Below are 13,306 nucleotides of genomic sequence, written 5' to 3'. Positions count from 1 at the left end.
ACTCACACCCCCATATTGGAAGGCATAACCATGCTGAAGAAGTCCCTGAGCGCCCTGGCCCTGATCGGTGCCGCGGCCATCGTCCTGACCGGTTGTTCGGCTAACGCCGGCTCCGGATCCTCCGCCTCACCCGAAGCCGTCAAAGACCCCACCGAGCTGACCCTCGCCCTGGTTCCCTCGCAGGACCAGTCCGGTCTGGTCGACACCGCCGCACCGCTGACCGACTTCCTGACCAAGGAGCTCGGCATCACCGTCCACGGCGTTGTGTCCAAGGACTACCAGGCCGCCGTCGAGGCGATGGGTGCTGGTCAGGCCCAGATCGGCTTCCTGCCCTCGCTGCAGCTGTGGCAGGCCAGCGACAAGTACGGTGCCAAGACCGTGCTGCAGACCGAGCGCAACGGTAACATCAGCTACCCCGCCCAGTTCATGACCAACAACCCCGACAAGTACTGCACGGACAAGCCGGTAGAGCGCGACGGCAAGCTGTTCTGCAACGGTGCCGACGCTCTCAAGGGTCCGGCGGGCCTCGACTCGATCAAGAAGATCAAGGGCGCTAAGGTTGCGGTTCTGGGCCCGGGATCCCCGGCCGGTTACATCTACCCGATGCTGGCCCTCAAGGAGGCCGGACTGAACATCGACACCGACATCAACAAGCTCCCGGTCACCGCCAACGACGCCTCCGTACTCGCCGTCTACAACGGTGACGCCGAGGTTGGCTTCTCGTTCTGGGATGCCCGCGACATCGTCAAGAAGGACACCCCGGACGTGGGCCAGAAGGTTGTGGTCTTCGCCCTGAGCCAGGAAATCCCCAACGACGGCGTGACCCTGAGCAAGGACCTCTCGCCCAAGCTCCAGGACAAGATCGCCAAGGCGCTGGCCGACTACTCCAACACCGAAGCCGGATCCAAGGTGCTGCAGAGCATCTACTCGATCACCAAGCTCGCCCCGGCCGACCCCAAGTCCCTCGACGTTGTGGCCCGTGCCGCAAAGACCCTCGGACTGCAGTAGTGACCCGGATTTCCCCGGAAACCCCGGCGGGGGCCGCGACCGCGGCCTCCGCCCCCTGGTCCATCCGGTTGCGCGACGCGGTGGTTCGCTACCCCAACGGTGTGGTGGGCCTCAAGAAGATTTCCCTCGACATCGAAGCCGGCGAGATGGTCTCCATCGTCGGCCTCTCCGGATCGGGCAAGTCCAGCCTGATCCGCACCATCAACGGCCTGGTGCCGCTCAGCTCGGGCACCCTCGAGGTTGGCGGGCACCGGATGGACCTCGCCCGCGGCCGCGAACTGCGCCGCCTGCGTGGACAGATCGGCATGATCTTCCAGGGGTTCAACCTCGCCGGACGCACCACGGTGCTCAACAACGTCCTGGTGGGACGCCTCGCCCACACCTCGGTGCCGCGCACCCTGGTCGGTGCATACCGTCAGCGGGATCGACAGCTGGCCTTCGAGGCGCTGGATCGCGTGGGTATGCTCGAACGGGTATATCACCGGGCGGCACACCTCTCCGGTGGCCAGCAGCAGCGCGTGGCCATCGCCCGCGCCCTCGCTCAGGAACCCGGCATCGTGCTGGCCGATGAGCCCGTCGCAAGCCTCGACCCGCCCACCGCGCACGCGGTCATGGGCGACCTGCGCCGGATCAACCGCGAGCTCGGGATCACCGTGCTGGTCAACCTGCACCTGCTCGACCTCGCCCGCGGTTACGGCACGCGGCTAATCGGGCTGCGCGCCGGGGAGATCGTCTATGACGGACCCGCGGCCACCGCCACCGACGCCGACTTTGAGCGGATCTACGGGCGACCGATTGGCGACCAGGATCTGCTCGGCGGTACGACCGCAGGCTCCGTCCAGGGTGGCGACCAGGACCTGCTGGGCGGCCAGAGCGCGGCCCCCGCCGGGACGCCCGCGTGAGTGCAGCAGAGTATCCCGGTCTCCCGGCCAAACCCGGCGGACGCTGGAAGATCTGGCTGGCCATCGCGATCATCGCGGCCATCACCGCGGTGACCCTGGCCCCCGGCATCGGCGTGGACTTCTCCCTCGACGCCATTGTGCGCAACTGGCGCAACGGAGCCGAGAAGATCGGCCAGCTGCTGGTGCCCGACTGGTCGTTCTTCCCGCGCACGATCGAACCGCTGATCGAGACCCTGCAGATGGCGGTGATCGCCTCGGTGATCGGTGCGATCGTCTCGGTCCCGCTGAGTATGTGGGCGGCTCGCCTGACCAACCCCAACCGGGTTACCCGCGGACTCGTGCGCACCGTCCTCAACATCGTGCGTGCGGTTCCTGATCTGCTCTACGCCGCGGTCTTGGTGGCCATGGTCGGGGTGGGCGCACTGCCGGGTATCATCGCGCTGGTGCTGTTCAACGTGGGCATCGTGGTCAAGCTGGTGTCCGAGGCGATCGAGTCCGGGGATCCCGGTCCCGGTGAGGCCGCGCGTGCGGCCGGTGGTACCCAGACCCAGATCAACCGGGCGGCGCTGCTGCCGGATATCTGGCCGCCGTTTATCAACCAGGCGCTCTATGCGTTCGAGCTCAACGTGCGCGCCTCGACCGTGCTGGGACTCGTCGGCGCGGGTGGCCTCGGCCTCCTGATCGATGCGGTGCGTACCTTCTACCGTTACGACCAGCTCGCGCTGATCATCCTCGAGATTCTCGTGGTTGTGGTGCTGATCGACTGGGCGAGTGCGGCGATTAGAAAGCGTTTGAAATGACAGCCCTGAATACCGCGCCGCGGACCACACGCACCGCCCCCGCGCGCCTGGTCACCCCGCCGGCCAAGCCGCGCCGACCCTGGCGAACGGTCCTCACCGTGGCCATCACCCTCCTGGTGGTGCTGGTCTTTTGGTCGGTCAAGGTGGACTGGGCGCGCACCGCAAACCTTCCCGCGGACATCGCCCGCTACCTGTGGCTGATGTTCTCCAACCCCGCCTGGGACAAGGTCCCCGAGGCGCTCTGGCAGACCTGGCGTAGCGTGGAAATGGCGTGGGTGGGATGCCTGCTGGGAATTGTGATCTCGTTCCCGCTGAGCTTCCTCGCCGCCCGTGGCATCGGCCCAGCCCCGGTGCGGCTCGCGCTGCGCGGGCTGTTCTCGCTGATCCGGGCGGTGCCCGAGATCGTGATCGCCATCGTGATCCTCTCGGTCACCGGGCTCACCCCGCTGACCGGTGCGCTCGCGCTCGCGGTCAACGGCATCGGAACCCTGGGTAAGTGGGGATACGAGGCGATCGAGGGTGTGCATCCCGGACCCATCGAAGCCGTGAACGCCGCCGGTGGAAGCCGCTGGCAGACCGTGCGCTGGGGAATCTGGCCGCAGGCCGCCCCGGAGTTTGTGTCGTTCTGGCTCTACCGGTTTGAGATCAACGTGCGCGCCAGCGCCGTGCTGGGGCTGATCGGTGTGGGTGGAATCGGCGATATGCTCACCTCGTACACTCAGTACCGGGAGTGGCCCACCGTGGGTGCGCTGCTGATCGTGGTCATCATCGTGACCATCGCCATTGACCTGACCTCCGGTGCCATTCGGCGCCGCATCACCGAGGGGAGCAAGGCGCGTGACCTCGCCTAGCATCCGTGTCCCGTTCGAGAGGAGCGCCGCCCGTGACCTCGTCTAGCATCGATGTTGTCTCCACCGGGGAGATTCCCACCGCGATGCCCACCGTGCGCATCGCCACCGCCCTGCCGGGCATGCAGCGCAGTGAGCGTCGGGCGGCGGAAATCATCGCCGCCGATCCCGAGAGTGTGGTGGAGCTGACCGCACAGGAGCTCGCCGACCGCGCCGGTGTGGCCCGCTCAACCGTGGTGCGGATGTGCCAGAGCCTCGGCTACCGCGGCTATCCGCAGCTGCGGGTCGCGTTGGCCGGGGAACTCGCGCTCGCCGGGGAGATCGCCCAGCGCACCGAGGACGCCGACCCGGGCGCGGGTGCGCTCGGCCGGATCCGCGCCGAGATCGTCGCCCTGGCACAGGTCTTGCCGCAGATCGCCAGCGTGCTGAGCGAACCCGAGGTGGACTCGGCGGTGGACTCGATTGTCGCGGCGGGCCGGATACTCGTGGTTGCCAGCGGCCTGTCGGGTCCGCTGGCGATGGACCTGGCGATGCGCCTGACCGCGGCCGGCCGGCCGGCGGAAACCCTGGCCGATCCGATTGGCCAGCAGATCGCCGCCCGCGGTCTGCGCGCCGAGGATGTCTGTCTGGTGATCTCCGGCAGTGGTGCCAACGAGGCAAGCCTGCGCGCCGCCGCCCAGGCCAATGAGGCCGGGGCGCGGGTTATCGCGGTCACCTCGTTCCGCAACACCCCACTGACCCGCCTGGCCGCAATCACCCTGCTGCTGGCCCCGGCTGCGAGCTTCCGCCAGGAGCTGGAACACACCTCGCGGGTACCGCACGTGGTATTTCTCGAGGCGCTGGTGGAGACCATCGGGACGCGCCTTGGCGCGGCCGGTGAACGGGCGCGCTCACGCGTGCTCGACGTGCTTGCCGAAAACCTCGGCGACGAGGCGGGCCGCTAGGCTCGCCCACCCCTCCGGCGGCTCGCATCGGAAACGAGCCGGCCGGATGATTGATGCCCCGTACCGTCCTCCAGCGGTGCGGGGCATGTCGGCGTTGGGGCGCGCTGCCTGTCCGCGATGTCCCACATGCTGAGATTACGTGATCCGCTTGGGACGTCTCCACCCACGTGTTTTCGCGGATCTTGGCGCGGATGCGGGGGCGAGATCACGAAGTGTGACCTGATCGTATCGATGTTTTCCCAGTGGACGTTGCCGGGCTCGTAGCGTCGAAGCAGCGCCCGATGAATCAGGGCGTGACTCAGCGGGGCATGACGAAACGGGGACCGATAATGCGGCGAATTCACACGGATGTTTTGGGCCGGCTGGGGGTGGGTCTGCGAGCCGACGTGCAGGCGATGGTGTCACAGATCCCCGGCGCGAGTATGTCGGTACTGTCCGAACGGCGTGCCCTGGTGGGCAAGATCATGGTGAATCGAGAGGAACGTTTTGTGCTCAAAGCGGGAGCTTCGAGTGTCGAATCGATCGCACGTGAGTGGAAGACCATCTCCAAGCTGGGTGACGCGCAGAATCGACGTCGAGTAGCATTTCGAGACTCACGGAACGGTCGGGTGGCACTGCTGCGCTGGGTGGATGGGGAGGACCTGAGCTCGGCTCTGCGCCGCCATCCGGAACGGCTGCTGCCCCTGCTCGCCGCTGCCCGCGCCGAACTTGTCGACACTCATCACTCTGGGGCGTTTCACGGCGATATCCAGCCCGCTCATCTGCGGGTACGAGGGACGCGCATCCGACTGATCGATTTTGGGGAAGCCGGAAACGCAGGTCTGTACGGCGGAGGACTGGTCTACTATGCGGCACCCGAAAACGCGGCGATGCTGCTGGAGAACGAGCGGGCAACGCGCGGTCCCGAAGAGGACTGGCACGCGCTCATCGCGAGCTTTGCGGCGGCGACAATCGGAGCGCACCCGGTCACGCTTACGGCAACACACCCCTCCTTCCGGGACAAGATGCTCGCCGTACGTAGGCGTTCGTTTGCACCGCCGCCCGCGCAGAGTACACCCGAGGTGCGAGCGCTGTTCGGCCTCCTGAGTGTGGAACCCGAGGACCGCCAGCCCGGGCTGGCATCACTGTTGGCGCGATACGAGCGCACGAGCTAAGCCACGGACCACGTTATGGCGTGTGATTCCCGCCCCATCGTGGCCCCATACCGCTACACCAGGAACTGGTGCTTGGCCAGATCCCGGTACAGCGGCACCGAAGCCACCAGTTCGGAGTGGGTGCCGGTGCCCAGCACGGTTCCGTGTTCGAGGACCACGATCTTGTCGGAGTCCACGACGGTGGAGAGGCGGTGGGCGATGATGATCAGCGTGCGATCCTTGGCCACGGCATCCAGGGCCACCCGCATCAGCTGCTCGTTCTGGCCATCCAGCGAGGAAGTGGACTCGTCCAGCAGCAGCACCGGGTGGGCAGCGAGCAGCGCACGGGCGATGGCCAGGCGCTGACGCTCACCACCGGAGAGCATGATGCCGTCCTCACCCACGGCGGCGTCCAGGCCGGCGCTGTTACGCGCCAGGACTTCGCCGAGGTTGACGTCGCGCAGCACACGCTCGCAGTCCGCATCGGTCGCGTCGGGGGCGCCGAGCAGCAGGTTGTCGCGAAGGGAACCGGCCAGGACCGGGGCATCCTGCTCCACGTAGCCGATCTGGCCGCGCAGGTCGCCACGGTCCAGGGCCCGGATGTCGCGGCCACCGAAGAGGATCGCGCCGTCCTGGGGGTCGTAGAAGCGCTCGATCAGCGCCAGGATCGTCGACTTGCCGGCACCGGACGGACCCACCAGCGCGGTCCGGGTGCCGCGTTCGGCGGTGAAGGACACCCCGCGCAGCACCTCGGTGCGCTCACCGGTGGTGGTGACGGTACGGATCTCATCGGCCTCGGCCACGCCCCCGGACGCCGGGGCGGTCGCGTAGCCAAACTTGACGTCGCGGAACTCGATGGCCGCAGCCTCGGCCGAGACGGTGCCCGGGTCGCTCAGGGCGGCGGCGATTTCGGCGTCGTGGGCGTCCTCGGCGGGCAGATCGATGATCTCCTGGATCCGGCCCAGGGCGCCGAGCGCCTGGTTGGTCGCGGTGAGCGCCCCGAAGGCCTGGCCCAGCGGCATGATCATCATGAACAGGAACATCACAAACGCAACCAGGCTGGAGATTTCGATCGCGCCCGAGGCCACCCGGAATCCGCCGACACCCAGCACCACCAGGAGCGAGGCCTGCATCGCGATGCCCGCCACCGGCACCACCAGGGCCGAGGCCTTGGCGACACGAATGCCCATCTTCCAGGCGGCGGTCGCGTGCTGCTCAACCCCGGCGATCTCACGCTCGGTGGCCCCGGCCGCTCGCACGGTACGGACCGAGCTGATTGCCCGCTCCACGGCGGAGGTCAGGTCGCCCACACGAGCCTGGGCGGCGGCGCTGGCCTGGCGAATCCGCGCCGAGAGCGCGACCACCACGAGCACCGAGACGGCGACCACAAGAACCGTGAGGCCCAACAGCACCGGGTCGAGGATCAGCATCGCGATCAGCGCTCCCACAAAGGTCACCGCGCCACCGATGGCCTCGATCAGTCCCTGGGTGAGGACCGCCCGCAGCAGGGTCGTGTCGCTGCCCACGCGGGAAACCAGGTCGCCGGTGCGGCGGGCATCAAACTCGGCGACCGGGAGGCGCAGCATTCGCGAGATCAGGCGCTTACGGCTGGAGAGCACCACACCCTCACCGGTGCGCTGCAGCAGATAGTGCTGGTAGCCCATGAGGAGCGCGGAGATGACCACCAGCGCAACCAGTGCCCAGACCAGTGATCCCAGCATCTCGTTCTTCTGCACCCGGCCGATGACCTGGCTAACCAGCAGCGGCTGAGCGAGCGAAGCCAGGGCACCCAGGACCGAGAGCAGGATGATGAACCACAGCATCCGCTTGTGCTCAAACAGGAACGGCAGCAGCTGCCTAAACGAGGCGCGCGGGCCCTCCTGCGGCTTACGCCGGGCAAAGGGAGAACGGGACGGTGCGGGCGAGGACATGTGGCCTTTCCTGGTGCCGGACGCGGTCGTGGATCGGCGCGCGGCGGGGTGATTCGGCGGCCGTGGGCATCTGCGTTCTGGCCGGGTACTGGGATGAAACGGTGCGGCAGATCCCGGCGCTCCCACGCGGCGATGCGGTGGGAGAGGGAACTGCGTGCTTTCCTTACCGTAGAACACCGGGAGAGCCTGGTCAAACGCATCGGTAACGCGTGTGACCGGGCATTTTCCCGACCCCGCGTCGATGCGGTTCCGACAGCCTGTCGTCAAGATGGGTGTGGCGGCGGACACCGGGGACAGGCAGGGGCCGCGGGTCGCTCCGAGTGGGTCCCGAACGGCCGGCACATGCCAAAGCCCCGCCGCCCGGACACACAATGTGGCGGGGCGACGGGGCCGCGGGAAGGACGCGACTAGTTGTCGATGTTGATGTCCTTGGTTTCGCGGGAGAGCAGCAGCGCAATCAGGGTGAGCACACCCATCGCCACCAGGTACATACCCACCAGGAACGGGCTGCCATCGGCGGCCTGCCACAGCTGCAGGGCGATCAGCGGGGCCACGGCGGCACCGAGGATCGAGCTGACGTTGTACGAGATCGCCGAGCCGGAGTAGCGCACGTTGGTCGGGAACAGCTCGGGCAGCAGTGCACCCATCGGGCCGAAGGTTGCCCCCATCAGCGTGAAGCCGATGATCAGGAACGCCTGAGTCAGACCCTTATCGGTGCCGAGCATCGGCTCGAACAGGAAGCCGAATCCGATGATCAGAATGGTGATCACGATCAGGGTCTTGCGGCGACCGAAACGGTCGGCCAGCGGGCCGGAGACCAGCGTGAAGATTCCGAAGAACACCACGCCGATGATCAGCATCAGCACAAAGTCGACGTAGCCGAAGCCACCGCCGGCAATGAACGTGGACGGATCAAACGGCTTGCCCGCGGCCTCGGCGGCCTTCTGCGCAACCTCAACCGAGGAGGCGCGGGTGCCGAAGGTCAGGGTGAAGTTGGTCATCAGGTAGAACAGCACGTAGGTGGCCAGCATGATGAAGGTACCCAGGATGAGGTTCTTCCAGTGGAAACGGAAGACCTCGGCCAGCGGGGACTTCTTCAGCTTGCCGCTGTCAGCATTCTTCTGGAAGCTGGTGGACTCCACCAGGCGCAGACGCACCCAGAGGCCTACGATCACCATCACCGCGGAGAACAGGAACGGGATCCGCCAGCCCCAGGCCACAAACGCCTCGGACTGCAGGGCCGGGTTTTCCGGGTGGGGAAGCATCGCGTTGATGATCAGGAACAGCCCGTTGGCGATGATGAAGCCCAGCGGTGCACCCAGCTGCGGGAACGTGCCGTACCAGGCACGCTTACCGGTCGGGGCATTCTCGGTGGCAACCAGTGCCGCACCGGACCACTCGCCACCCAGGGCGAAGCCCTGACCGAGGCGCAGGATCAGTAGGAGCAGGGCGGCCCACCAGCCGATGTTGTCATAGGTCGGCAGCACACCGATCAGGAAGGTGGCGATACCCATGGTCAGCAGCGAGGCGACCAGGGTGGCCTTGCGACCGTAGCGGTCACCGAAGTGGCCAAAGACCATCGCACCCACCGGACGCGCGACCATCGCCGCACCAAAGGTGGCAAACGAGGCCAGCAGCGAGGTGGTCGGGTTAGCGCTCGGGAAGAAGAGGGTGGGGAATACGAGAACCGCCGCGGTGGCGTAGACGTAGAAGTCGTAGAACTCGATGGTGGTGCCGATCAGGCTCGCGGTAATAACGCGCGAGCGGGGATTGGCGGGGGCTGCGGGGGCCTTCGAATCCCCCGTGGTTGCTGCTGACATGCTGTCGTCCAAAAACGTCGTAAATCAAGTGTGAGGTGCAGTCATCACGGGGGTGGGGTGATCGCTGAGCCTAAATTGGTGTGGGTATCCGATTGTGGCGGAACTGCCAATATACGCCCATACCTGGAGTTTCCTGAAACTCCCTGGCGTAAGAGCGATAGATCCTGGCGTAAATGAATCGCGGGCCGTGGGTGGGGAAATGAGCGAAAACCCCGCGCAGAGCACCGCCCGTGCCGTCTTACGGACCAGACAGGTTCGGTTTCCCGCCTACGTCAACGGTCACCGCGATGGCAAAACCGTGATTCTGCTGCAGTGGGCCGCGCTGAATCTCTTCGGCGCGGCCCACGAGGCGGTTCTGTTACCCGAGGGTTAGAGCGAGCGCAGCAGGACCGCGGTGTGCAGCGCGGCCTCGGCGGCCTCACGGCCCTTGTCCTCGCGCGAGCCGGGCAGGCCCGCACGGTCGATGCCCTGTGCCTCATCGTCCAGCGTGAGCACGCCAAAGCCCACCGGCTTCCCGGTCAACACGGACACCTGGGTCAGTCCCGAGGTTGCGGCGTCCGAGACGAACTCGAAGTGCGGGGTGCCGCCGCGGATGATCACGCCGAGCGCGACCACCGCATCCGCCCCGGCCTCCAGTGCCGCACGGGCGGCCACCGGCAGTTCGAAGCTGCCGGCGACGCGCACGGTTGTGAAGGTGGCACCGGACTCGGCCAGGGCTTTCTCGGCACCGGCGATGAGACCGTTGCTGATCTCCTCGTGCCAGGATCCGGCGATCACGGTGACGTTGAGGCCGGTGCCGTCAACCTGGAGGGAGGGGATTCCGTTGCTGCTCATTATGTGTTCCGTTCGGTAGGGAGGGGTTAGTCGGAGAGCGGGATGAACGAGCCGGGCTCACCCTCGAAGCGGTGGCCCATGCGGTCGCGCTTGGTCTGGAGATAGTTCTCGTTGACCTCGCCCACGCCGACCACCAGGGGCAGACGCTCAACCACGCGGATGCCGGCCTCTTCCAGCTGGCGGATCTTCTCGGGGTTGTTGGTCAGCAGGCGCACGGCGCTCACTCCCAGGTCTTCGAGGATCGCGCTGGCGGGCAGGTAGCTGCGAGCGTCCGCCGGCAGGCCCAGGGCCAGGTTGGCGTCGAGGGTGTCATAGCCCTGCTCCTGCAGCGCATAGGCACGCAGCTTGTTGATCAGGCCGATGCCGCGACCCTCCTGGCCGCGCATGTAGATGACCACGCCGTCCTTCTCGGCGATCTCCTCGAGGGCGGCGTCCAGCTGCGGACCGCACTCGCACTTGAGCGAGCCGAGAGCCTCACCGGTCAGGCACTCCGAGTGGACGCGCAGGATCGCGGTGTCGGTGAGCTCACCGTGGATCAGAGCCAGGTGCTCGGCACCGGTCTGACGGTCACGGTAGGCGCGCACCTTGAAGTTGCCGTGGGTCGTGGGCAGGTTGGTCTCGATCTCGAAGTGCACGGCCGAGTCATTGGCAACCGCGGCCAGCTGCTCGGTGGTTCCGGCATCGGCGGCGTTGAGGTACTCGATCAGATCGGCGATGGTGATCACCGGAATATCGTGCTCCACACCGAGTTCCAGCAGGCCCGGTAGGCGCATCATGTCGCCCTCGTCGGTCACGACCTCGCCGATCACGCCGACCGGGTTCAGTCCGGCCAGACGCAGCAGGTCCACGGCGGCCTCGGTGTGACCGGCACGCTCGCGTACGCCCCCGGCCACCGCGCGCAGCGGCACGATGTGTCCGGGGCGGATGAGGTCTTCGGCGGTGCTGGTGGCATCGCCGAGGACCCGCAGGGTGCGGGCACGGTCGGAGGCGCTGATGCCGGTGGTCACGCCCGAGGCCGCATCCACGGTTACCGTGTATGCGGTCTTGCGCGGGTCCTGGCTGTTTTCCACCATCGGGGGCAGGGCCAGTCGGTCCGCGATGTCCGCGGTCATCGGGGCGCACAGGTAACCACTGGTGTGCCGAACGGCCCAGGCCACGGTGTCGTGGGTGGCGAGCTCGGCGGCGAAAATCACGTCGCCCTCGTTCTCGCGGCCCTCATCATCGGCCACGAGGATTGCCTTGCCCGCACGCAGGGCGGCGAGGGCGGCAGGAATGGTTGAGAGACTCATCGGTTATCGGCTTTCGTTGGGAGTAACTGCGGCATTCACGGCGAGCAGACGCTCCACGTGACGTGCCAGAATGTCGGTTTCAAGATTGACGGTGTCGCCGATCTGGCGCTCGCCGAGGGTCGTGGCGACCAGGGTTTCGGGGATCAGCGAAACCTCAAACCAGGGGGCGGTTTCGGCGGGATCGGAGATCGCGCTGACCGTGAGGGAGACCCCGTCCACGGTGATCGACCCCTTATCGGTGACCAGCGAGGCGTGCTCGATCGGCAGCGAGAAACGCAGCACCCGCCAGGCGTCACCCGGGGTGACCTGGAGCAGGGTGCCGGTGCCATCCACGTGGCCCTGGACGATGTGACCCCCGAGGCGGTCGCCCACCTGGGCGGCGCGCTCGAGGTTCACCTTCGTGCCCACGGTCGCCCCATCCAGGGCGGACATAACGAGGGTCTGGGCCATGACGTCGGCGGTGAAGGATGTCTCGGTCTGCTCGATCACGGTGAGGCATACGCCGCTCACGGCAATCGAATCGCCGTGCCCGGCGTCGGAGACCACGAGCGGTCCCTCCACGGTGATGCGCAGGGCATCGGCACTGGGAACGAGCGCGGTGATGGTGCCGAGCTCCTCAATGATTCCGGTAAACACTAGTGGGCTCCAGACGTCGGGTGGGTGGATGGGGTTTCGGGGGCGACCGGTTCGGCGGTGAGGCGCAGATCCGATCCCAGGTGTTGGACATCGGTGAAAACGAGGCGATGCTGATCGTCGATGGTGTCCACGCCCAAGTCGGTCAGCGCGAGCTTCGGGCCGCCGATCAGGGTGGGCGCAACATAGACCAGGACGCGGTCGGCAAAGCCGGCACGAATGAAGGAGCTGGCGAGGCTTGGGCCGCCCTCCACAAACACCGATCGGATGCCGCGTTTCCACAGAACATCAAGATCCGCGGCCAGATCATCGCCGCTGAGGGTAATGAGCTCGCGCGGGTGGGAGTGTAGCTGCGCGTCGGCAGGCACCTCGCGGTGGCCAAAGACCACGGGGATCGGCTGGGCCAGCGGCGCACCGTTTTCCTCGCCGCGGGCGGTGAGGGCCGGGTCATCGGCCAGGACGGTTCCGGTGCCCACGGCGATCGCGTCGTGACGGGAGCGTTCGAGGTGCACGTCGGCACGGGCGTCGGGTCCGGTGATCCACTGGCTGGTCCCGTCGGCGGCGGCCGCGCGGCCATCCAGGCTGGTGGCCCACTTGACGGTCACGGTCGGGCGTCCACGTCGGGCATCCCGCAGCCAGTCGGCCAGCAGCTTCTCCGCCTGTTCGCGGCGTGGTCCCAGCTGGGCGGGGATGCCGGCGTCGATCAGGGTCTGCGCGCCGTGGCTGGAAACCGCTCCGGGATCCGGCACCGCGAAGTACACCTCCGCAACACCGGCGGCAATCAGCGCCTGCGCGCAGGGCCCGGTGCGGCCGGTGTGGTTGCACGGTTCCAGGGTGACCACGGCGGTCGCGCCGCGGGCTTCGCCCGGTGCCAGGTGGGAGAGGGCGTCTACCTCGGCGTGCGCGGTGCCGGCACCACGGTGCCAGCCCTCAGCGAGGGTATGCCCATCGGGGCTGAGGATGACGCAGCCAACCCGCGGGTTGGGCCCGCCTTCGGGCCCGCGGGTGGCGATCTCCAGGGCGCGGCCCATGGCCGCGTCGAGGACGGCCGCGTCTAGGCGGTCTGGGGTGATCATCGGAGTGGTTGCCTTTTCTCGAGCGCACTCCGGGAGGGTGGCGACGCGAGCGTCACCGAATTACGCGCACCTGACGAAGGGTCGTCAA

At 67.2% G+C, this 13,306-nt stretch carries 13 protein-coding genes; 7 read left to right on the top strand and 6 right to left on the bottom strand.

All coding sequences use genetic code 11. The annotated features are described in order from the left end of the window. Positions 1 to 30 precede the first annotated feature (30 nt). From phnD to D9V34_RS15225, 6 genes are all read left to right on the top strand, one after another. A complete protein-coding gene (gene phnD / locus D9V34_RS15250) occupies positions 31 to 1,008 on the top strand; it encodes a phosphate/phosphite/phosphonate ABC transporter substrate-binding protein (protein WP_121689336.1) in 978 nt (325 codons plus the stop codon). 8 nt (positions 1,009 to 1,016) lie between these two features. After that, positions 1,017 to 1,910: a phosphonate ABC transporter ATP-binding protein gene (gene phnC, locus D9V34_RS15245; protein ID WP_121689356.1), complete on the top strand. Its 894-nt coding sequence runs from the start codon at positions 1,017 to 1,019 to the stop codon at positions 1,908 to 1,910. Beyond that, positions 1,907 to 2,710, top strand: coding sequence for a phosphonate ABC transporter, permease protein PhnE (gene phnE, locus D9V34_RS15240; protein WP_121689335.1), 804 nt, complete (start codon positions 1,907 to 1,909; stop codon positions 2,708 to 2,710). Before phnC ends, phnE (D9V34_RS15240) begins: the two co-directional genes overlap by 4 nt. Next, the gene (gene phnE / locus D9V34_RS15235) at positions 2,707 to 3,561 is read left to right on the top strand and encodes a phosphonate ABC transporter, permease protein PhnE (RefSeq protein ID WP_121689334.1); all 855 of its coding nucleotides are present in this window, start codon (positions 2,707 to 2,709) and stop codon (positions 3,559 to 3,561) included. The genes phnE (D9V34_RS15240) and phnE (D9V34_RS15235) overlap by 4 nt, the downstream gene beginning before the upstream one ends. 32 nt (positions 3,562 to 3,593) lie before the next feature. Continuing rightward, positions 3,594 to 4,502 (top strand): MurR/RpiR family transcriptional regulator, encoded by a 909-nt coding sequence (locus D9V34_RS15230; RefSeq protein ID WP_245992042.1) that lies wholly within the window; start codon positions 3,594 to 3,596, stop codon positions 4,500 to 4,502. A gap of 329 nt (positions 4,503 to 4,831) precedes the next feature. Further along, a complete protein-coding gene (locus D9V34_RS15225; RefSeq protein ID WP_147441709.1) occupies positions 4,832 to 5,656 on the top strand; it encodes a hypothetical protein in 825 nt (274 codons plus the stop codon). Between the two features lie 53 nt (positions 5,657 to 5,709). Here D9V34_RS15225 and D9V34_RS15220 read toward each other — a convergent pair whose 3' ends face one another. Both D9V34_RS15220 and D9V34_RS15215 read right to left on the bottom strand, forming a co-directional pair. Next, on the bottom strand, positions 5,710 to 7,566 hold the full coding sequence (locus D9V34_RS15220; RefSeq protein ID WP_121689332.1) for an ABC transporter ATP-binding protein: 1,857 nt from the start codon (positions 7,564 to 7,566) through the stop codon (positions 5,710 to 5,712). A 407-nt stretch (positions 7,567 to 7,973) separates the two neighbouring features. Next, a complete protein-coding gene (locus D9V34_RS15215) occupies positions 7,974 to 9,386 on the bottom strand; it encodes an MFS transporter (protein ID WP_121689331.1) in 1,413 nt (470 codons plus the stop codon). Between the two features lie 199 nt (positions 9,387 to 9,585). Here D9V34_RS15215 and D9V34_RS17890 point away from each other — a divergent pair, with 199 nt between their 5' ends. Then, positions 9,586 to 9,759 carry a hypothetical protein gene (locus D9V34_RS17890; RefSeq protein ID WP_183091995.1) on the top strand — a complete coding sequence of 58 codons (174 nt, stop codon included), beginning with the start codon at positions 9,586 to 9,588 and terminating at the stop codon, positions 9,757 to 9,759. Here the strand turns inward: D9V34_RS17890 and ribH are convergent. Genes ribH through ribD form a run of 4 tightly spaced genes read right to left on the bottom strand, consistent with a single transcriptional unit; the run spans position 9,756 to position 13,218 of the window. Next, positions 9,756 to 10,220 carry a 6,7-dimethyl-8-ribityllumazine synthase gene (ribH, locus tag D9V34_RS15210; RefSeq protein WP_030149065.1) on the bottom strand — a complete coding sequence of 155 codons (465 nt, stop codon included), beginning with the start codon at positions 10,218 to 10,220 and terminating at the stop codon, positions 9,756 to 9,758. The two genes, D9V34_RS17890 and ribH, sit on opposite strands and share 4 nt — an antisense overlap. A 26-nt stretch (positions 10,221 to 10,246) precedes the next feature. After that, on the bottom strand, positions 10,247 to 11,509 hold the full coding sequence (gene ribA, locus D9V34_RS15205; RefSeq protein ID WP_121689330.1) for a GTP cyclohydrolase II: 1,263 nt from the start codon (positions 11,507 to 11,509) through the stop codon (positions 10,247 to 10,249). Positions 11,510 to 11,512: 3 nt separating this feature from the next. Continuing rightward, on the bottom strand, positions 11,513 to 12,145 hold the full coding sequence (locus D9V34_RS15200; RefSeq protein ID WP_121689329.1) for a riboflavin synthase: 633 nt from the start codon (positions 12,143 to 12,145) through the stop codon (positions 11,513 to 11,515). Next, a complete protein-coding gene (gene ribD, locus D9V34_RS15195; RefSeq protein ID WP_121689328.1) occupies positions 12,145 to 13,218 on the bottom strand; it encodes a bifunctional diaminohydroxyphosphoribosylaminopyrimidine deaminase/5-amino-6-(5-phosphoribosylamino)uracil reductase RibD in 1,074 nt (357 codons plus the stop codon). Before ribD ends, D9V34_RS15200 begins: the two co-directional genes overlap by 1 nt. Positions 13,219 to 13,306 lie beyond the last annotated feature (88 nt).

This window comes from Mycetocola lacteus (genome assembly GCF_003667575.1).
In the GTDB taxonomy this organism is placed as follows: domain Bacteria; phylum Actinomycetota; class Actinomycetes; order Actinomycetales; family Microbacteriaceae; genus Mycetocola; species Mycetocola lacteus.
The sequence above is the reverse complement of the archived record's forward strand: the minus strand, read 5'-3'. Positions and strand labels throughout refer to the sequence as shown.